This is a genomic window from Glycomyces rhizosphaerae (assembly GCF_042647865.1).
GTDB lineage: Bacteria > Actinomycetota > Actinomycetes > Mycobacteriales > Micromonosporaceae > Glycomyces > Glycomyces rhizosphaerae.
On record NZ_JBHRWO010000012.1, the window covers coordinates 65,379 to 85,036 of the forward strand.

The 19,658-nt window shown below is 71.6% G+C and carries 18 protein-coding genes; 9 read left to right on the top strand and 9 right to left on the bottom strand.

Annotated elements, in window-relative coordinates:
• Positions 1 to 2 precede the first annotated feature (2 nt).
• Complete coding sequence (locus ACFO8M_RS14655) at positions 3 to 584, bottom strand: hypothetical protein (protein ID WP_387976655.1); 582 nt, start codon at positions 582 to 584, stop codon at positions 3 to 5.
• A 113-nt stretch (positions 585 to 697) separates the two neighbouring features.
• On the opposite strand from ACFO8M_RS14655, the gene ACFO8M_RS14660 reads away from it, so the two are divergent.
• Together ACFO8M_RS14660 and ACFO8M_RS14665 are read left to right on the top strand one after the other, a co-directional pair.
• On the top strand, positions 698 to 1,465 hold the full coding sequence (locus ACFO8M_RS14660; protein WP_387976657.1) for a polysaccharide deacetylase family protein: 768 nt from the start codon (positions 698 to 700) through the stop codon (positions 1,463 to 1,465).
• A 75-nt stretch (positions 1,466 to 1,540) separates the two neighbouring features.
• Entirely contained in the window at positions 1,541 to 2,839 is a 1,299-nt protein-coding gene (locus ACFO8M_RS14665) for an NAD(P)/FAD-dependent oxidoreductase (RefSeq protein ID WP_387976660.1), read from the top strand.
• A gap of 48 nt (positions 2,840 to 2,887) precedes the next feature.
• On the opposite strand, the gene ACFO8M_RS14670 is transcribed toward ACFO8M_RS14665, so the two are convergent.
• Entirely contained in the window at positions 2,888 to 5,572 is a 2,685-nt protein-coding gene (locus tag ACFO8M_RS14670) for a bifunctional acetate--CoA ligase family protein/GNAT family N-acetyltransferase (protein WP_387976663.1), read from the bottom strand.
• A gap of 238 nt (positions 5,573 to 5,810) precedes the next feature.
• On the opposite strand from ACFO8M_RS14670, the gene ACFO8M_RS14675 reads away from it, so the two are divergent.
• Complete coding sequence (locus ACFO8M_RS14675) at positions 5,811 to 6,440, top strand: response regulator (RefSeq protein ID WP_387977448.1); 630 nt, start codon at positions 5,811 to 5,813, stop codon at positions 6,438 to 6,440.
• 8 nt (positions 6,441 to 6,448) lie between these two features.
• On the opposite strand, the gene ACFO8M_RS14680 is transcribed toward ACFO8M_RS14675, so the two are convergent.
• Positions 6,449 to 7,672 carry a GAF domain-containing sensor histidine kinase gene (locus tag ACFO8M_RS14680; protein ID WP_387976666.1) on the bottom strand — a complete coding sequence of 408 codons (1,224 nt, stop codon included), beginning with the start codon at positions 7,670 to 7,672 and terminating at the stop codon, positions 6,449 to 6,451.
• Between the two features lie 145 nt (positions 7,673 to 7,817).
• On the opposite strand from ACFO8M_RS14680, the gene ACFO8M_RS14685 reads away from it, so the two are divergent.
• Complete coding sequence (locus ACFO8M_RS14685; protein WP_387976668.1) at positions 7,818 to 10,196, top strand: phosphoketolase family protein; 2,379 nt, start codon at positions 7,818 to 7,820, stop codon at positions 10,194 to 10,196.
• Between the two features lie 60 nt (positions 10,197 to 10,256).
• Here the strand turns inward: ACFO8M_RS14685 and ACFO8M_RS14690 are convergent, their stop codons facing one another.
• Together ACFO8M_RS14690 and ACFO8M_RS14695 are read right to left on the bottom strand one after the other, a co-directional pair.
• Positions 10,257 to 11,258: a 2-hydroxyacid dehydrogenase gene (locus ACFO8M_RS14690; RefSeq protein ID WP_387976670.1), complete on the bottom strand. Its 1,002-nt coding sequence runs from the start codon at positions 11,256 to 11,258 to the stop codon at positions 10,257 to 10,259.
• Between the two features lie 63 nt (positions 11,259 to 11,321).
• Positions 11,322 to 11,765 carry a universal stress protein gene (locus tag ACFO8M_RS14695; protein ID WP_387976672.1) on the bottom strand — a complete coding sequence of 148 codons (444 nt, stop codon included), beginning with the start codon at positions 11,763 to 11,765 and terminating at the stop codon, positions 11,322 to 11,324.
• 233 nt (positions 11,766 to 11,998) lie between these two features.
• Here ACFO8M_RS14695 and ACFO8M_RS14700 point away from each other — a divergent pair, with 233 nt between their 5' ends.
• On the top strand, positions 11,999 to 12,538 hold the full coding sequence (locus ACFO8M_RS14700; protein WP_387976675.1) for a hypothetical protein: 540 nt from the start codon (positions 11,999 to 12,001) through the stop codon (positions 12,536 to 12,538).
• A gap of 211 nt (positions 12,539 to 12,749) precedes the next feature.
• The gene (locus ACFO8M_RS14705) at positions 12,750 to 13,166 is read left to right on the top strand and encodes a pyridoxamine 5'-phosphate oxidase family protein (protein ID WP_387976678.1); all 417 of its coding nucleotides are present in this window, start codon (positions 12,750 to 12,752) and stop codon (positions 13,164 to 13,166) included.
• Here the strand turns inward: ACFO8M_RS14705 and ACFO8M_RS14710 are convergent.
• Both ACFO8M_RS14710 and ACFO8M_RS14715 read right to left on the bottom strand, forming a co-directional pair.
• Positions 13,083 to 14,387 carry an MFS transporter gene (locus ACFO8M_RS14710; RefSeq protein WP_387976681.1) on the bottom strand — a complete coding sequence of 435 codons (1,305 nt, stop codon included), beginning with the start codon at positions 14,385 to 14,387 and terminating at the stop codon, positions 13,083 to 13,085. The genes ACFO8M_RS14705 and ACFO8M_RS14710 overlap by 84 nt on opposite strands.
• Before the next feature lie 85 nt (positions 14,388 to 14,472).
• Positions 14,473 to 14,832, bottom strand: a complete 360-nt coding sequence (locus ACFO8M_RS14715) for an ArsR/SmtB family transcription factor (RefSeq protein WP_387976684.1) — start codon at positions 14,830 to 14,832, stop codon at positions 14,473 to 14,475.
• 250 nt (positions 14,833 to 15,082) lie between these two features.
• Between ACFO8M_RS14715 and ACFO8M_RS14720 the strand changes: the two genes are divergently transcribed.
• Positions 15,083 to 16,027, top strand: coding sequence for a DMT family transporter (locus ACFO8M_RS14720; RefSeq protein ID WP_387976686.1), 945 nt, complete (start codon positions 15,083 to 15,085; stop codon positions 16,025 to 16,027).
• A 36-nt stretch (positions 16,028 to 16,063) separates the two neighbouring features.
• Here the strand turns inward: ACFO8M_RS14720 and ACFO8M_RS14725 are convergent, their stop codons facing one another.
• The gene (locus ACFO8M_RS14725) at positions 16,064 to 17,047 is read right to left on the bottom strand and encodes a TIGR00341 family protein (RefSeq protein WP_387976689.1); all 984 of its coding nucleotides are present in this window, start codon (positions 17,045 to 17,047) and stop codon (positions 16,064 to 16,066) included.
• 237 nt (positions 17,048 to 17,284) lie between these two features.
• Between ACFO8M_RS14725 and ACFO8M_RS14730 the strand changes: the two genes are divergently transcribed.
• Positions 17,285 to 18,586 (top strand): hypothetical protein, encoded by a 1,302-nt coding sequence (locus ACFO8M_RS14730; protein WP_387976692.1) that lies wholly within the window; start codon positions 17,285 to 17,287, stop codon positions 18,584 to 18,586.
• A 14-nt stretch (positions 18,587 to 18,600) separates the two neighbouring features.
• Here the strand turns inward: ACFO8M_RS14730 and ACFO8M_RS14735 are convergent, their stop codons facing one another.
• Positions 18,601 to 19,011 carry a DUF7144 family membrane protein gene (locus tag ACFO8M_RS14735; RefSeq protein WP_387976695.1) on the bottom strand — a complete coding sequence of 137 codons (411 nt, stop codon included), beginning with the start codon at positions 19,009 to 19,011 and terminating at the stop codon, positions 18,601 to 18,603.
• 231 nt (positions 19,012 to 19,242) lie between these two features.
• Between ACFO8M_RS14735 and ACFO8M_RS14740 the strand changes: the two genes are divergently transcribed.
• On the top strand, positions 19,243 to 19,647 hold the full coding sequence (locus ACFO8M_RS14740) for a DUF6325 family protein (protein WP_387976698.1): 405 nt from the start codon (positions 19,243 to 19,245) through the stop codon (positions 19,645 to 19,647).
• Positions 19,648 to 19,658: the final 11 nt, after the last annotated feature.

The following is a 19,658-nucleotide window of genomic DNA, read 5'->3' on the forward strand; positions in this document are numbered from 1 at the left end:
GCTCAGCCGCCTTCCACGAGTTCGTCGCCGTCCCAGGTCAACGGCGCCGAATCGAGACCGGTCGGGCAGTCGGTGTCGTCGCCGGGCAACCAGACCGGCCACTCCAGTGAGAACTCGCCGTCGGTCACCACGACGGTCGTGGAGGTCTCCTCGGCCGCGAAGGCCTGTTCGGGCCCGTCCTCCCACAGCCGGTAGACATAGCTGGCGTAACCGGTGGCGCAGGGGTACGGAGGGGTGCAACCCAGGACGTCGATGACGACGACCTGGACATCGGTCCCGGCGACGGTGGCGTAGACCGTGTCCACCGGATACCAGCTCCCGTCGTAGCCGTCGCCCGTGCAGGGGCGGGCGACCAGGTCCTTGATGTCCTGGCGCACTTCGGGATCCTCGCGCAGGACCGCGACCGGGTCGACGCTGAACGCCTCGCCTTCGGCCGGGTGCGGCTGCGAGTCGGGGACGGGACCGGTGCCGGCGTCACCGGCGTCCTCGGCGATCCGCACCCCGTCGCCGGCGATGCCGCAACCGGCGGCCGCAATGAGCGCGCACCCGACACCGACCGCCACTATCCATCTTCTGACCTGCACGTCCGCCATGCTACCGCCCAGAAAACGGCTGTTACCGAACCGATGGATTTCCGCCGGAGGACCGCAACAGCGGATAGGGCGGACCGAGAAACAGCACGCATAGCGTCCGCTTCATGAATCGTGACAGAACCTCAAGACGACGCCTCCTGCTCATGAGCTCCCTGCTCGGCACCGGACTGCTCGGGGCCGCCGCGTGCGGGACGACCACGCCTGCAGAGCGCACTGCCACCGAAGCCGACCGCAGGTCGACGCCGAAGTCCTCCCCGAGGAACGCTCCGGCCCGACCCGTGCCCGACGTGAAGACCACCATCGACGAAGTGACCTACAAAGTGGACACCGAGGACCCCGTCGTCTTCCTCACCATCGACGACGGCGTCACGCGCCATGCCACGATGGTCGACATCCTCGAGGAGCACGACCTCAAGGCCACCTTGTTCCTCACCGACCAGTACGTGCGCCAGGACGCCGACTTCTTCCGCGATCTCCGCGACCGCACCGGGTCCCTCGTCGAGAACCACACCCTCGACCACCCCGACCTCACCGACCTGCCATTCGAAGAGCAGCTGCGGCAGATCGGCGACACCTCGGACCACTACCAACAGGAGTACGGCCGCCGCCCCACGCTCATGCGACCCCCATACGGCGAGTTCAACGACGACACGCTGCGCGCCGCCGGAGAAAGCGGCGTGAAGCACGTCGTGCACTGGACCGCCGTCATCGACGAGGGCGCCATCGAATACGCCGCGGGCGATCGCCTGGAGCCGGGCGACATCGTCCTGATGCACTTCAGAGAGGCCTTCCGCGAAGACGTCGAACGCTTCGTCGAGGAGGCCCGGCGATCCGGCCTGCGGCCCGCACTCCTCGAGGACTACCTGAAATGACGCCGCCGCGATCGTCCCTCGGCGACGGGCATTTGGTCACTACCCGGCGAGCGGCGCATCGAGTGGCATGGAGAGGTGAACGCACACTTCCAGGAGGACGCCATGGACATGCCCCGAGTCGTCATCGTCGGCGCAGGATTCGCCGGCCTCGAGACCGCCTTCACCCTGCGCCGCCACCTCGGCGACGGGGTCGACCTGACGCTGGTGACCGACCGGCCCGACTTCGTGTTCAAGCCCGGCATGGTCTACGTGCCCTTCGGCGGCGCCGAGGACGATCTGCGCCTCCCGCTCGAAACGCCCGCGGACCGGCGCGGGATCGCGGTGCGGCACGGCGGGATCGCATGGGTGGAGACCGATCCGAAGCGGATCGCGCTCGCCGACGGCGACCTGCTCGACTACGACTACCTCGTGCTCGCCACCGGAGCGGCGATGCGGCCCGAGGCCGTGCCCGGCCTGGCCGAGCACGCCCACCTGATCGGGACGATCGAGCAGATGCGGGAACTCGCCCGCGAACTCAAGCGGCTCAGGGACGCCGCGGTCGACGGCTCGCCGCAGCACGTCCTGTTCCTGGTGCCGCCGGGAAACCTGTGCCCCGGACCGCTGTACGAGCTCGCGTTCATGCTGGAGCAGTGGCTGCGCAGGAGCCGCGTCCGCGACCGCATCTGCGTCACCTTCGCCACGCACGAGGCGACTTACCTGCAGGCCTTCGGCATCGGGCTCGACCGGCCGGTCGGCGGCGAGTTCGCCGAACGCGGCATCGTGGGCTGCAGGTCGGCCGCGGTGACGAGCGTCGAGCCGAACCTGGTGCGGTTCGCCGACGGCACGGCGCGGGTGTTCGACCTGCTCGTGGCGACCGCCCCCCACGGCGCGGGCGTCGACTACGAAGGCCTGCCGTGCGACCGGCGGGGATTCCTGCTCACCGAGCCGCAGACGCGCCGCGTCCGCCGCACCGAAGCGGTCTACGCGCCCGGCGACGCGGGGGACTTCCCGGTCAAGCTCGGCTTCCTCTCGCTGCTGCAGGCCGACGCGGTCGCCGACGACATCGCGCACCGGATCGACCCGGACGCCGTGAAGGCCCCGTCGCGGTTCGACCCGGTGGGCCTGTACGTCATGGAGCGGTTCGACGACGCCGTCTTCACCCAGGTGCCGCTGACGCTCACCGGCGAGCCCGCCCACCCGGCCCCAGACGACGCGGGCGCCGACCACCTCGTCGGCGTCTCGCCGATCTGGCGGCTGGGCAAGAAAGCGCTGGGAATCGCGCTGCCCCAGCAGTTCCGGGCCGGCCGGCCGTTCCACGGCGGGCTCCCCGGAGGTGCTGCAGCCCTGGGCCTCAAAGGCATGTCGAAGGCGCTGGCCGATGCCGTGAAGGAGTGACCGGCGGGCCGCGATCCTCGCGATCGCGGCCCGTTTCCGTGTCCCCGGTCAGCGCAGGCGCCGGGCGATCGGGTCCGGTTCGTCGCCGACGCGGGCCAAACGCAGCTTCACGTCCACCGCCTCCACCCCGTAACGGGTCGGCATGACCGGGTTCAGGTCGAGTTCGGCGATCTCCGGGACGTCTTCGGCGAGGCGGCCGAGGCGGGACACGAGGTCGCGGAGGGCCCCGGGATCGACCGGCGCGGACCCGCGGTAGCCCGTCAGGAGCTCGGCGGACTCCAGCGAGCGCCACATCTGCTCGGCGTCGGTGTCGGTCAGCGGCAGGAGCCGGAACTGCTTGTCGCCGAACAGGTCGGTGCGCACGCCGCCGAGCCCGACCATGACCAGGGACCCGAACAGCGGGTCGTGGACGATGCCGGCCGTCAGCTCGATGTCGGACCCGTTCATCGGCTGCACCACGACCGCGGCCCGCTCGTCGCCCTCGATGACCCGCTCGACGCCCGCGAAGGCGGCCCGCACCTCGCGGGCGTTCTCGAGCCCCAGGCGGACGCCGCCCGCGCCCGACTTGTGGATGAGCCGGGGGTCGTCGGCTTTGACCGACACCGGGTAGCCGCACTCGCGGGCGGCGGCGACGGCCTCCCGTTTCGTCGCGACCGTGACGGCCCGCAGCACCGGGATGTCGTAGCACTCAAGGATCGCGGCGGCGTCGGCCGCGGTCTGCCAGCCCCCGCCCGCCTCGAGCAGCCGCTCGACGATCGCCCGCGCCCCGGCGCGGTCGATCCCGGGCAGGTCCGGCCGGCCGCCGAGCGGACGGTCGCGCCATGCGGCGTACGCGGCGGCGCGTCCCAGCGCGGCGACTGCGGTCTCGGGAAAGCCGAACACCGGGATTCGCCTGGCCCCCAACGCGACCGGTGCGTCCGTGAGCCCCATGACGACGGCCGCGGCGGGCAGGTCGGGCAGGGCGTCGAGCGCGTCGGCGATCGCGGCGAGGCTCCCTTCGACATCGCTGGTCCCGGTCGCCGCGAACACCGCGATGAGCGCGTCGACACGGCCTGATGCACCGAGCGTGGTGATCGCCTCGGCGAACGCCTCGGGGTCGGCTGCGGCTCCGAGGTCGACCGGGTTGTCCGCGGACGCGGCCCCGGGGACCGCCTCCGCCAGACGCTCGCGGGCGTCCTCGCCCAGGGCCGGGACGTCGAGCCCGGCGGCGTGGGCGGCGTCGGCGGCCAGGACCCCGACGCCGCCGGCGTTGCCGACCACGCCCAGGCGCCGGCCGCTCGGCAGCGGCTGGTCCACCAGCACGCGCGCGGTGTCGAGGAGCTGTTCGAGGGTGTCGCACCTGACGACCCCGGATTGGGCGAACAGGCTGTCGACGGCGGTGTCCGAGGTCGCCGCCGCCGCGGTGTGGGACAGCCCCGCCCGGCGACCCGATTCGCTGCGGCCGCTCTTGACGGCGAGGACGGGTTTGCGGCGGGCGACGGCTCTGGCGAGCCGGGCGAACTTGCGGGGGTTGCCGAAGGATTCGAGGTAGAGGGCGACGGCTTTGCAGCCGGGGTCGTCGTACCAGTAGGCGAGCAGATCGTTGCCGGAGACATCGGCCTTGTTGCCGAGGGAGACGAACGCATGGACGCCGAGGCCGGTGCGGGTGGCATGGGCCAGGGCGGCGATGCCGACGGCCCCGGACTGCGAGGCCAGGCCGAGTCCGCCGAGGGCGGGCGGTTCGGACGCGAAGCTCGCCTGGAGGCGCACGGTGCGGTCGGTGTTGATGATGCCGAGGCAGTTGGGGCCGACCAGGCGCATGTCGTGGGCGCGGGCGATGCGCACCAACTCCTGTTGCGCCGCTTCGTCACCGGCCTCGGCGAACCCCGCGGAGACGACGACCGCACCGCGCACCCCGGCTTCCCCCGCCTGTCGCAGCACGTCGGCGACAGCGGGAGCGGGAACGGCGACGACGACGAGGTCGACCGGTTCGGGGAGGTGGGCGAAGGACGGCACGGCCCGCAGACCCGCCAGTTCGACCGCGTCCGGATGCACGGGGAACACCTGCCCGGCGAATCCGCCCTCCACGATGGATCGCAGGACCTCGGCGCCGACGCCCAGGCCCGACCGGGCGGCGCCGACGACGGCGACCGACGCGGGATCGAGCAGGGGCCGCAGCGACAAGCGCTCGGCGGCGCGCTCGCGTTCGGCGACGTCGTCGGCGAAGGCCCCTACGATCTCAGCGGACATGACGACGTCGACCACGCCGTCCGCGTACGGCATCGGGATCCCGGGTGCGAGCCGTTCCGCCAGGCGCAGCATCCGGTGGTTGCCGCCGAGGACCTGCCCGGCCAGCTCTTTGACCCCATTTCCGGCGGCGGTCAGCGCGAGGTGCTCGAGCAGGAGGGTGCCCAGGCCGCGATGCTGGTGGCCGCGGACGACGAGGACGCCGAACTCGGCGCGGTCGGGCTGCTCGGGGAGGCATTCGAAGGAGGCGGCACCGAGCATGAGGCCGTCGGCCTCGACGACTACCGCTGTGCCCCTTCCGGAGTCGTTGAGGCCGCACAGGCGGCGGGCCTCGATCGCGAAGACGCCGCGGCCGGTCCCGAAGAAGCGGTAGCGCAGGTCGGAGACGGGGCAGGCCCGGTGCATGGCGATGAGCGCATCGAGGTCGGCGGGGACGACGGGGCGGATGCTGACGATGCGGCCGTCGGCGTCGAGCGCGTCGGCGGGCGGGGGGAGGCGGAGGGTCACGGCGGCTCCTTCTCTGAGGACGCCCCCGAACCGCGGAGCGGCCGGGGCGCGGCGCGCCCGATGCGCGCCTGAGCTGATCGTGCTTCGGGCGACCCGTCCGGGCACAGTGCCGAACGCCCAGGGCGCGTAGGGACATTGGTCCCGAGCGGACCCGCGGGACCTAAGTCCCTAGCGCCGCGGACTTCGGAAGCGTGTGCTGGACACCGGACATGCGGATACTGGAGATATGGATACGGCATTGATCAGGGTGTTCCTGCTGGACGACCACGAGGTGGTCAGGCGGGGTCTGTGCGAGCTGCTCGAGAGGGACGGCGACATCGAAGTGGTCGGCGAGGCCGGCAACGCGGCCGAGGCCGTCCGCCGGATCCCCGCCGCCAAACCGGACGTGGCGGTGCTCGACGCGCGCCTGCCCGACGGCGACGGGGTCGACGTGTGCCGCCAGGTCAAGGAGGCCGACCCGTCGATCGCCGTCGTCATCCTCACCTCCTATGAGGACGACGCGACGCTGTTCGCGGCGATCGAGGCCGGCGCGTCCGGATTCCTCCTCAAGCAGGTGCGCGGCAACGACCTGGTCGAAGCCGTCCGCAAGGTGGCCGGCGGAGGGTCGCTGCTGGACGACCGCGTCACCGGAGCGGTCCTGGAACGCCTGCGCACGGGACCGCCGAAAGCCCCCGAGCTGGAACTGCTCTCAGAGCAGGAGCGGCGCATCCTCGAACTCATCGGCGAGGGCCTGACCAACCGCGAGATCGCCGAGCGGATGTACCTGGCGGAGAAGACCGTCAAGAACTACGTGACCCGCGTGCTCGCCAAACTCGGCCTCCAGCGCCGCACCCAGGCCGCGGTGCTCGCCTCGCGGCTCTTCGGCTGAGCCCGCCGCTACAGCGGGATGCTCCAGTGCAGCTCGGTACCCGTGGGCTCCACCGCGCCGATCGTGAACTCGCCCCCCAGCACCTCAGCGCGCGCCGCCAGGTTCGCCAGGCCGCGCCGCGGCGCCGCCGCGGGGATGCCGCCGCCGTCGTCCGCGACCGTGACCGCGAGACGTCCCTCGGCGACCGCCACCGTCACGGACACATGCCTCGCACCGGCATGCCGGGCCGCGTTGCTCAGCGCCTCCCGCAGCATGGCCAGCACCTCGATGCGCACCGCCTCGGGCACCGCGCTGTCGACCGGCCCCTCGAAGCGCACGTGCGGCATGAACCCCAGCTGGCCGCGGACCACCCCGGCCAGCCCCTTCACCGTCACTGAGAGCTGCTGCTCGGCGCCGGTGTGCAGACTGAAGATCGCCGCGCGCAGATCCGAGATGGCCCCGTCGATCTCGTCGACCGCGGTGTTGATCCGCTCGGCCGCCTCAGGGGCGTCGACCAGGTGCACCACGCTCTGCAGCTGCAACCCGGTCGCGAAGAGCCGCTGGATCACCAGGTCGTGCAAGTCCCGGCCGATCCGGTCCCGGTCGCGGAAGATGAGCAGCCTCTCGCGATCCGCCTGGGAGTCGGCGAGTTCGCCGTAGAGCCGGGCGTTGTCGATCGCGACGCCGGCCGCGGCCGCGAGGGCCTTGATGATGTCCTCGTCGTCGTCGGTGAACCGACCGCCACCGCGCTTGTCCGTCAGATACAGGTTGCCCCAAGCCTTCTCGCCCACCATCACGGGAACACCGAGGAACGTCCGCATCGGCGGGTGGCCCGGCGGGAAACCGACCGAAGCCGGATGCCTGGAGAGGTCGTCGAGGCGCAGCGGATCGGGCACGTCGATGATGTGGCCGAGGATCCCGCGGCCCGTCGGCGGATCGCCGAGCGCGATGATCTCCGCCTCGCTGAGCCCCTGCGTGCGGAAGTCGGCCAGGCCGCCTTCACCGTCCAGGACGCCCAGCGCCCCGTAGCGGGCGTCGACCAGCGTGCACGCGGCGGCCACGATCCGGTCGAGGATCGCCGCGAGCTCCAGGTCGGAGCCGATGCTGATCACCGCGTCGAGCAGCGCGCGGAGCCGCTCGCGGTCCAGCACGATCTCATCGACCCGCGAACCGAGCTCGGCGAGGAGCTCGTCGATGGGCATCCGCCGCGCGGAGGCGTCGCCGCTGTGAGGGTGGTTCGGCGTGTCGGCCATGCCCCGATCGTATCGACTTCGGACGGAAGCACAAGAGCGGAGCGGCATAGGGCCCGTCCGGTGAGGACCTGCGTCCCTGTCCGGGCCACCCGGCGGCGGCGAGGCTGGAGTCGTCCCGCTCAACGACTACGCCGAGGACCCTCCCATGGACCAGACACGCTCCGCGCCGCCGACCGATGCGCGCCTGCGCCAGATCGACGCCTACTGGCGAGCCGCGAACTACCTCACCGTCGGCCAGATCTACCTGCTCGACAACCCCCTCCTGCGCGAACCGCTGCGCCCCGAGCACATCAAGCCGCGCCTGCTCGGCCACTGGGGCACCAGCCCCGCCCTCAACCTCGTGTACGCGCACCTCAACCGGTGCATCGCCGAACGCGGCCTCGACATGATCTACATGGCCGGCCCCGGCCACGGCGGCCCCGCGATGCTCGCGAACACCTGGCTGGAGGGCACCTACTCCGAACACCACCCGTCCGTCAGCCGCGACGAGGCCGGCATGGCCCGGCTCTTCCGCCAGTTCTCCTTCCCCGGCGGCGTCCCCAGCCACGCCGCCCCCGAAGTCCCCGGCTCCATCCACGAAGGCGGCGAACTCGGCTACTCGCTCATGCACGCCTACGGGGCCGCGTTCGACAACCCCGACCTCACCGTCGCCTGCGTCATCGGCGACGGCGAGGCCGAGACCGGCCCGCTCGCGGCCTCATGGCTGTCGAACGTCTTCGTCAACCCGGCCCGGGACGGCGCGGTCCTGCCGATCCTCAACCTCAACGGCCACAAGATCGCCAACCCGACCGTGCTCGACCGGATCCCGCGCGACGACCTCATGTCGATGATGCGCGGCTACGGCTACGAACCCCACCTGGTGGAGGGCGACGACCCTGCGACGATCCACCGGGCGCTGGCGGCGACGTTCGACACCGTCCTCGACCGGATCGCCGCGATCCAGAAGGCGGCCCGTTCCGGCGGCGTGGTGGAACGGCCGCGCTGGCCGATGATCGTGCTGCGCACGCCGAAGGGCTGGACCGGTCCGCGCGAACTCGACGGCCTGCCGGTCGAGGGCACCTGGCGCTCGCACCAGGTGCCGCTGGGAGCCGTCCGCGACGAGCCCGCGCAGCTCGCGGCCCTGGAAGCCTGGCTGCGGTCCTACCACCCCGAGGAGCTGTTCGACGCGACCGGAGCCCCGGCCGCCGAGCTGCGGGTGCTGCCGCCCCGGGGCGAGCGGCGCATGAGCGCCAGCCCGCACGCCAACGGCGGCCTCCTCCTGCGCGACCTCGTGCTGCCGGACTTCCGCGACTACGCCGTCGCGGTGGCCCGGCCCGGCGGCGCGGACGCCGAGCCCACCCGCGTCCTCGGCGAATGGATCCGCGACGTCATCGACGCGAACCCCGACCGGTTCCGGCTCTTCGGGCCCGACGAGGTCGCCTCGAACCGGCTCGGCGCGGCCTTCGAGGTCACCGACCGCGCGTTCAACGCCCGGATCGAACCCGGCGACGACCACCTGGGACCCGACGGCCGGGTCATGGAGGTGCTCTCCGAGCACTTGTGCCAGGGCTGGCTGGAGGGTTACCTGCTGACCGGCCGGCACGGCCTGTTCACCAGCTACGAGGCGTTCATCCACCTCGTGGACTCGATGTTCAACCAGCATGCGAAGTGGCTCAAGACGACCAACGCGATCCCGTGGCGGCGGCCGATCGCCTCGCTCAACTACCTCCTGTCGAGCCACGTCTGGCGCCAGGACCACAACGGCTTCTCCCACCAGGACCCCGGCTTCATCGACCACGTGGTCAACAAGAAGGCCGAGGTGGTCCGGGTCTACCTGCCGCCGGACGCCAACACCCTGCTGTCCACCATGGACCACTGCCTGCGCTCGCGCCAGTACGTCAACGTCGTCGTCGCCGGGAAGCAGCCCTCCCCGAACTGGCTCGGCATGGAAGCGGCCGTGCGCCACTGCACGCGGGGACTGGGCATCTGGGAATGGGCCTCGAACGGCGGGGACGGCGACCCCGACGTCGTGCTCGCCTGCGCCGGGGACGTGCCGACCCTGGAGACCGTCGCCGCGGCCGACCTGCTGCGGCGCCACCTGCCGCATCTGAAGGTCCGCGTGGTCAACGTCGTCGACCTCATGCGGCTCCAGCCCGACACCGAGCACCCGCACGGACTGCCCGACCGGCAGTACGACGCGCTGTTCACCACCGACAAGCCCGTGGTCTTCGCCTTCCACGGGTACCCGTGGCTCATCCACCGGCTCACCTACCGCCGCGCCGGGCACGCGAACCTCCACGTGCGCGGCTACAAGGAGGAGGGCACCACCACCACGCCGTTCGACATGGTCATGCTCAACGACCTCGACCGGTTCACCCTCGTCACCGACGTGATCGACCGGGTGCCGGGCCTGGGCCAGGCCGCGGCCGGGCTGCGCCAGGAGATGGTGGACGCCCGCCTCGCCTGCCGCGAGCACACGCGCCGCTTCGGCGTCGACCACCCGGCCGTGGCCGAGTGGCGACCTGGGCGGCCGCTGACCCTCTGAGGGGTGCGGAGAAGAGCGGCGGCCGGATCACCGATCCGGCCGCCGCTCCTCGTTCTCGGTTCAGGTCCGCTCGAGGGCGACCTGGTTCCCACAGAACCCGTCCCGCTCGAAGCCGGTCAGGTTCGCCATCGTGGTGGCGGCGATCGCGGCGACGGCCTCGGCGGTGAAGAAGGCCTGGTGGCCGGTGATCAGCACGTTCGGGAAGGCGCTGAGCCGGTCGAAGAGGTCGTCGCCGATCACCTGGTCCGACAGGTCCTCGAAGAACAGGTCGGCCTCCTCCTCGTACACGTCGAGTCCCAAGTGGCCGATCCGGCCGCTCTTGAGCCCGTCGACGACGGCGGCCGTGTCCACAAGAGCGCCGCGGCTCGTGTTCACCAGCATCGCGCCCGGACGCATCAGCGCGATGCGCTCGCGGTCGACGAGGTGGAAGGTCTCGGGTGTGAGCGGGCAGTGGAGCGACACGATGTCGGACCGGGCGAGCAGCTCCTCCAGCGGGACGTACTCGGCGCCGGCCGCCTCCGCCTCCTCCCCCGGGTAGGGGTCGAACGCGAGCACCCGGCAGCCGAAACCGGCCATGATCCGCGTGAAGCACACGCCGATCCGGCCGGTCCCCACCACGCCGACGGTGCGGCCGTGCAGATCGAAGCCGAGCAGGCCGTTCAGCGCGAAGTTGTGCTCCCGCACCCGGTTGTAGGCCCGGTGGGTCTTCCGGTTGAGCGCGAGGACGAGCGCCGCGCAGTGCTCGGCGACCGCGTAGGGGGAGTAGCCGGGGACGCGGGCGACGCCGAGGCCGAGTTCGGCGGCGGCCCGCAGGTCGACGTGGTTGAACCCCGCCGAGCGCAGTGCGATGTACCGGACGCCGCGATCGGCCAGGGCCGTGAGGGTCTTCGCGCCGAGGTCGTCGTTGACGAACGCGCAGACCGCTTCGCAACCGGCCGCCAGCGCCGCGGTGTCGGGTGTCAGCCGAGGCTCCAGGTACAGGAGTTCATGGCCGGCTCCCTCGGCGGCTCCGCGCAGATAGGTCTCGTCATAGGGCTTGGTGCTGAACACGGCAGTGCGCATGGGGTACCTCCAAGAAAGAAGACGGCGGGGCGGCGCACGCCGCCCCGCCGTGGATCCCGGTATTCACTCCTCGCCGCGGATGACGACCACGGGGCAGGGGGCGTGGTGGACGCAGTAATTGCTGACCGAGCCGATGAGCGCCCCGACGAAACCGCCGTGTCCGCGACTGCCGACCACCAGGAGGTCGGCGCCTTTGGCCTTGTCGATCAGCACCTTCGCCGGGTTGCCCTCGACGACGCTGCGTTCGATGCGCGCATCGGGGAGGTCGGTGCCGACCGCCTCGACGGCGGCGTTCAGGGCCGCTTTCGCGTCGTCGGCGAACACCGACGTCGGCATGAGCATCGCGCCGGTCCCGTACGTGACCGGCATCTGCCAGGCGTGCACCGCGATCACGTCGGCGTCCTCGTACTCGGCCTGCCGCAGCGCCCATTCCAGGGCGCGCCGCGACTGCTCCGAGCCGTCGACTCCGACGACGATCGTTCCGGCTCCGTGCACTCGATCGGTCATGACTGCCTCCTTCTCTCGGATTCCAGTCTGACGGCCGGGCCCCCGGCCGGTGAGAGACGAAAGTCCCTGTTCGAGGGGCCGACAGGCCTGTTCGCCGGTGCGGGCGCTCTGTGGGCTGGGGCCGGGACGTTGGTCCCCGAACCTCGCGCCTTCCGGCCTCTCGGTTCGGGCGCGGCCGGGCGGTCTGATGGAACTGTCACCGGAAGCGGTGGCCGATCCGAAGGGATACTGCAATGACCACCTCTTACGAAACCGACCGCACCACCGCCCGGAACGGCGCGCCCGCCCGCGCCGCCGTGGACTACCTGTGGGCCGGCCTGCGCCTCGCCCTGGGCTGGGTCTTCCTCTGGGCCTTCCTGGACAAGACCTTCGGCCTGGGCTTCGCCACCGAACGCGACGCCGCCTGGATCGACGGCGGGAGCCCGACCGCCGGTTACCTGGAGTTCGCCACCAAGGGGCCTTTCGCGGACCTCTACCAGGGCATGGCCGGTTCGACGTTCGCCGACGTCCTGTTCATGATCGGCCTGGGCGCCATCGGCACGGCCCTGATCCTCGGCGTCGGGATGCGGATCGCCGCGGCGGCCGGAGCCCTGCTGCTCGTGCTCATGTGGACTGCGGCGCTGCCGCCGGAGAACAACCCGTTCATGGACGACCACCTCGTCTACGCCGCGCTCCTGATCGGGCTCGCCATGGTCCGCGCCGAGGACACGCTCGGTCTCGGCAGGGCTTGGGGAGGCCTCGGCCTGGTCGAGCGCCACCGCTGGCTCAAGTAGCCCGCACATCGGAAGGGCCGCGGGGTTCGCGGCCCTTCCGCCGAGCGCCTGAACGTTCGACGGTTTCGCCGCTGCGATCCTGCTACCGTCGAATCACGAGTCGTGATCGCGTCTCATTCATGAGCGCGTGCCGTCGGTCGACGGCCATGCTCCCGGTTGATCACCGCCGCACGACCAGGCGGTTCCCGGACAGTCCCGACAGGGGGTAGTCATGGAGACCAAGCGAGTCCCGGTCAAGATCGAACCGAAGCTCGCGCTCGGCCTGCTCGGACGCGCCGAGTTCGGGCGGGTGGCCTTCGTCTTCAACGGGAGCCCCACCATCAGGCCCCTGAACCACGTCGTCGACGACGGCCGGATCATCGTCTTCACCCGGCATACCTCGGCGTTCGCGCAGGCCGTCATGGGTGAAGCGGGCCTGCGAGTGGCGTATCAGGCCGACGAGATCGACCCGCACAGCCGGCTCGGCTGGAGCGTGCTGGTCAGCGGCACCGCCGCGAACGCGTCCGACGATCGCCGCGCCGAGCAGCTCGGGAAGAAGGTCCAGTCATGGATCGACCGTCCCTTGGACACGGTCATAGCCATAGACCCGCTTGAAGTATCGGGTCTGCGCCTCACCATCGGCAGCTGACGCCGCCGCAGCGGGCGCCGCGGTCTCGCGCCGGGGCCAGGCGATGGGCCCGGTGAGTGCGGCGGCCGCGGCGATGACGGCGAGTACCGCGGCGGCGGTCGCCGTGCCCGCTTCGGCGGCGAGCCATCCGGCGACCGGATAGGTGGCGAGGAACCAGCCGTGGGAGAGGGAGAACTGGGCGGCGAAGGCGGCGGGCCGGTCGGCCGTGGTCGCCGACCTGGTGACCAGGCGTCCGGTCGGAGTCAGGATCGCGCCGGTGGCGGCCCCGAGCACGACCCAGAGTGCGAGCAGCCCGGCCCAACCGAGCAGGTCGCCTGACAGCGCGGCGGTCAGCGCGATGAGCCCTGCGGCGAGGATGCATCCGGCGGGGAGCATGACCTGCCTGTCGGTTCGGCGCTTGAGGAGCCGCGGCAGCAGCAGCGCGGCGGCCATCGATCCGATCCCATACGCGCCCAACGCGATGGCGACGTCACCGCCACTCCTGCCGAGGACGTCCTGGACGAGGACCACGGTGTTGACGATGACCATCGCCGTGGAGGCGGCCACGGCTAGGTGCATCAGCAGGAGCCCGCGGAGCCGGGGCGTGACGAGGTAGAGCCGGAACCCGCGGGCGGTCGTCGCCCATCGTTCCGAGCCCCGCGCGGGCGGGGCGAGCCCGGGCAGGGCCACCGAGACGACCAGGACCGCCGAGGCGAGGAACCCGACGGTGGTGCCGGTGAACAGCCACTGGTACCCGACCAGGGCCAGCAGTCCGGCGGCCAGGGCCGGGCTGAGCAGGCTCTCCAGGTCGTAGGCCAGGCGCGAGAGCGACAGCGCCTTCGTGTAGTCCGCTTCGCGGGGCAGGACTTCGGGGATCGTCGCCTGGAAGGTCGGGGTGAACGCCGCCGAAGCGGCCTGGAGGACCAGGACGAGGACGTAGACCTGCCAGACCTCGGTCACGAACGGCAGGGCCAGCGCCACGGCGGCGCGCGCGACGTCCATGGCGACCATGAGGGTCCGCCGGGGCCACCGCCCGGCGAGCGCGGTGGCGAGCGGGCCGACGAACAGGTAGGCGAGCATCTTGATCGCCAAGGCCGTCCCGAGCACGGCGCCGGCGCGCGCCCCGGCGAGGTTGTAGGCCAGGAGGCTCAGTGCCACGGTCGCCAGGCCGGTGCCGACGAGGGCGATGACCTGTGCGGCGAACAGGTGGCGGTAGACGCGGTGGCGCAGTACGGCGAGCACGGTGCGGTCCTCGGTACGGAGATGAAGGTCCCCTGACCGTAACATACATGTGCGCACGTGCGCACATGTCGAGCACATAAAGGCCTCAGGCGTGCCAGGGCTTGCCGGTGACCTGGTGGTCGGCACGGCTGAGCGCTTCGAGCACGAGGCGGCGCAGGTGCCCGTCCGTCAGCGAGTAGACCGCGCGCCGGCCTTCGCGGCGGGGCTGCACGAGTCCGGCGAGGCGCAGTTTGGCCAGGTGCTGGCTGACCGCCGTCCGGGCGGCCCCGGTCGTCTCCGAAAGCGCGGTCACGTCGGCTTCGCCTTCGGCCAGCACCCACAGCAGGTGCAGGCGGGTCGGATCGGCCAGGAGCGCGAACACGCTTGCGGCGGCGGCGAACTGCTCACCGGTGGGCGAGATCTGGTGCAAACCGCTTGCAGGAGCCGGTTGTTCGCGTTCGGACATGCGCCCATCCTACGTGCGAACACGCGCGGCATCGCCTGACGCCGCGACCCGTCGCCGCACCGCCGGACTGGCTTTCTGGCGATCGCGATTGTAGGGTTGCCTCCATGCGTTCCAGTGGTCAGCTCTCCCCGCCAGTTTCCTAAGGCGGGCATCGAACCCTTACCCACGCACCGGGCCCGGCCCGGTGCGCGTTCGCGTTGCGCCCGCAGACGAAGGCCACCTTCCGCTTCGCTCTCGTAGGGAACGCACCTTGACCATCATCGAAACCCCGGCGCGCCCGCGCGCCGTCCAACGGGCCGCCGCGCGCCGCGGCCTGCTCTTCCTCACCGTCACCGGCCTCTCGTGGGGCACCACCGGGGCCGTCTCCGGCCTCGTCTTCCGCTCCAGCGACATGGGGCCGGTCAGTCTGTCGTTCTGGCGCCACCTCGGCGGCATGGTCCTGCTGCTCGCCGTCGTCGCCGTGCTGCGCCGACGCCGGGGCGGCACCGTCCAGGTCGGACGCGGGGCGGGCCGTCTCGCGAGCCTCTGCGGTCTCGGAGTCGCCATGGCGGTCTTCCAGACCGCCTACTTCGCCGCGGTCGACCTGACCGGCGTCGCGGTCGCCACCATCGTCACGCTCGGATCGGGGCCCATCCTGACCGCGATCGGCGGCCGCATCTTCCTCAAGGAGCGCATCGGCCTCGGCGGCGCGGCCGCCATCGCCGGGGCCTTGACGGGCCTGGCCGTCCTGGTCGGCGGCAACGCCGAAGGCGTCGTCCAGCCCGCGGGCATCGCGCTCTCGGTCCTGTCGGCGACCGGATACGCCGCCTTCACCCTGATCGGCCGCCGACTCGGCGAACGCGGCGAGGACCCGTTCACGCTCACCGTGTGGGCCTTCAGCATCGGGGCGGCCGTCCTCGCGATTCCCGCCGCCGTCGAAGGACTCGTCCCGCCCGCGGACCAGCTCGCGCACACCGCGGTGCTGGTCGCGTACCTGGCGGTGTTCACCACCGCGCTCGCCTACCCGTTCTACTTCGCGGGCGCGGCCAGGGTACGGGCGACGACCTCAGCGGTGATGATGCTGCTCGAGCCGGTGACGGCGGCGGTGCTCGCGGTGGCGTTCCTGGGGGAGCCGCTGACCATCGCCACGGCGTCCGGCGCGCTGATCATGCTCGGATCGATCGCGGCCTTGGCCGTAGCCGAATCGCGGGCTTAGGGACCATCCTCGACCGACGCCCGGCCAGGGCGTCGGTCAGGAACCCTCCTTGCTGATGCGCTCGCCCACGGTGTGCACCACGGTCACCGGCGGGTCGGTGGGCAGGATGTCGTCGACCGCGTTCTGCAGATCGGCGATGTCGGGCAGGTCCTCGGGGCTCCGCACTTCGACGACCAGGCCGTGCGCGTGCCAGGAGACGTCGCTGACCTCGGCTTCAGGGATGTCCTCGACCCAGTCTTCGGCGAGCGACTGCACCTCCTTCGCCCACACGGCGGTGACCGAGTTGAGCGTCATGGGGATCCCCACCGCCAGCAGCACAACGGCGAGCGCCGCATAGGCGCGGCCGCGCCACTTCGTGTCCGTCGACTCGGCGGATTCGCGCGCGTACCCGGCCGCCATGAGCACCACCACCGCGGCGATGATGAGCACCACCATGTTGGAGGCGAACAGGACCAGCGCCCCGAGCGCCAGGTCGGGCTCGCCCGATCCCAGGCACACGCCGACCACGCCGAGCGGCGGCACCAGTGAGATCGCGATGGCCACTCCGGGCAGCACATCGCCGACGTCCCGGCGCGCGATCGCGATCGAGCCGGCGAAACCCGTGGCGACGGCCGCGGTGAGGTCGGTGAGGGTGGGGGAGACGCGACCGACCACCTGGGAATTGGTGAGGACGTTCGTGGGATTCGGCAGGACCAGGGCGAAGAGGAAGCCGATCGCGACCACGACCGCAACGCTCACCGCCACATAGAGCAGCGACCGCCCGACCAGCGCGAGCCGCCCGGTCACGATCCCGAGTCCCACGGCCAGGATCGGCGTCGACAGCGGCGCCACGATCATCGCGCCGATCACGGTCGCCGTCGAGTCCCCGATGACGCCGGCGGTCGCGATCACCCCGGACAGGACCAGCATCGTCCAGTACGCGGAGCGCTTCGCGGATCGGTCGCCGTCGCTGAGATCGATCCGGTCGTACAGCTCCGACAACGTCCGCCGCTGACTCGAGGGAATCAAAATGCCCATCATCGCCTCCGAGTCCATTATGGGCTCGCGCGGGCGAAAGCGACTGGTTTCGGCACCGGCATCGCGGTCGCCGCCGCCGCGAACCCGACGCCGTCCCGTGATCAGACGGGCCCGGGTCGGCGCCGCCGAATGTGAGGAAACGCAGGCATTTCGCCGCGCCCGGACCGTACGATCTGGAGGCTCGGTGCCCCGGCGAGCGTCCGCGGCGAGGTCGCCGCGGCGGACCGAAGGAGCGAGACCATGTCCGACGCAGCGCTGAACCGGGCCGAGCGCGCCGAGTTGGAGCGCCTGCGAGCGCAAGTCGCGCAAGGCAAGGGCAGGCGAGGCCTCCGCTGGACCGGATCGGCCGTGCTGCTCGTCCTCGCCGCAGTGGTGATCGTGCTCGCCGGGGTGACCGTGTTCGCGCGCAACCAGGTCCTCAACACCGACCGGTTCGTCGACAGCGTGGAGCCGCTGTACCAGGACGCGGAGGTCCGCGCGGCCGTCGCCGCCCGCATCAACGGCGCGGTCGACGAGGCGATCGACGTCGACGCGCTCGTGGCCGAGGCGATCGACGCGGTCCAGACCAGGGGCGGGCCCGAGGTCCTCGACCGGCTCGCCGTGCCGCTCGCCTCCGGGATCGACTCGTTCGTGGACAAGCAGATCAACGCCGTCGTCTACTCCGACCAGTTCACGGAGCTGTGGCGCGAGGCCACCCTCCGCGCGCACACCGCATTCGTCTCCCTCCTGCGCGGCGAAGGCGGCGGTCCGCTCGAGCTCCGGGGCGAAGACCTCGTCCTCGACCTCGGACCCGTCGTCGAACGGGTCAAGGACCGCATGGTCGAGGCCGGTTTCGCCCTGGCCGAGCGCATCCCGGCCGTCTCGGTGACCTTCACGATCGCCCAGTCCGAGACGTTCGCGAAGCTGCGCACCGCCGCAGCACTGCTGGACGCGGCGGCCTGGATCCTGCCGGTCGCCGGGCTCGCGCTCCTGGCCGCCGGGATCGCCACCGCCCCCGACCGCCGCCGCGGCCTGCTCATCGGCGCCCTGTGCGTCGCCGGCGGGATGCTCCTGCTGTCCGCGGGACTCACGATCGGCAGGAGCGCGTACCTGGCCGGCCTCGGCGACTCGGTCCAGTCGCAGCAGGCCGCGGTGAACGTCTTCGACACCGTCACCAGGTTCCTCAAGGGCGGCGCCGAGACAATGACGGTGCTCGCGCTGATCGTCGCCCTCGCCTGCTGGCTGATCGGGCCCGGGAAGGCCCCGAGCGCCGTGCGGCGGCTCGGCGCCGGCGCCCGGAACGCCGCCGCCCGCGGCCTCGCCGGATCCGGCGTGACCTTCGGCGGCTTCGGCCTCGCCGTCCACCGCCACCGCCGCGGCATCGAAGTCGCGCTGGCCGTCGCCGGTCTGCTGTGGATCGTCCTGTGGCGCCACCCCGGCGTCTCCGGAGTGGTCACGGTCGCGATCGTCGTCGCCCTGCTGGCGCTCGTCGTCGAGCTGATCGGCCGCGCCGCAGTCGAGGCCGGCCGCGGCGCCGACACGCCCGCACCGCGGTCAGCCTGATGTGAAGGTCCGGATCAGGTGTGGTGCTCGCCTGTTACGCCGGTCGACGGCCGGTCGCGCGCGGTCGCCAGGGACCAGATCACGAGGACGTCGAGGGCGATGACGGCCACCGACCATCCCGGTTCGATCGGCAGCCACAGGAAGTTCGAGATGAGCGAGGCCGACGCCAGGATCAGGGCGAGCAGCCAGGCGAGCGGGCGGCCGATGACGAGTCCGATCCCGACCGCGATCGCGAACACCCCGACGATCAGGTGGACCCATCCCCAACCCGCGATGCTGAAGGAGAACGCGTAGCCGGGCGGCGCGACGAAGTACCCGCCCCGGACGATTGCCGCGATGCCTTCGATCCCTTGCCAGCAGCCGCCGATCACCAGCAGCAGTGCCGGGAATATGAGGCGCGTCGACGCGATGGTTCGCGATGCCATGGCTTCCCCGATCTCCGTGTGTCCCTCCCGATCTTGGACCCGGTCGCGTCCGGGCGGGTCCGACTCGCCGAATATCCCGGCCCGATCGTCCTCCGTCGGATCGATCGGATCGGCGCCGCCCGAGACCCGCTGCGGCGTTCACGCGAATCCGATGCCGGGCCTCGGGCCGCCGTGTACCGTCCGGTCCAGGAGCTGCGCGAACGCGCTGCCACGGCGCCCCAGGAGGCAGGAATGGAACGCAGGGCACCCGTCGACCTGGTGCTGGTCGAGTTCACGGGCAACCGCTTCGACGGCCGCATCCTCACCGAACTCGAACGGCTCGACGCCGAAGGCACGATCGACGTGCTCGACGCCCTGCTGGTCAGCCGCGACGGCGACGGCTCCATCGAATGGCTCGAAGCCTCCACCGTCGACAATCGCCTCGCCGCGCTCGTCGGGGAACCCGCCGGGATCCTGAGCGCCGAGGACGCCGAGGCCGTCGCCGAAGAGCTTCAACCGGACACCGCCATCGGCATGCTCGTGTTCCAGCACACCTGGGCCGCGACCCTCGCCGCGGCCGTCGGCGGCGTCGGCGGGCGCGTGCTCGACTGGGAACGCGTCCCCGCCGCCGCCATCACCGAACTCGCCCGAAACTAGGAGGCACCGCC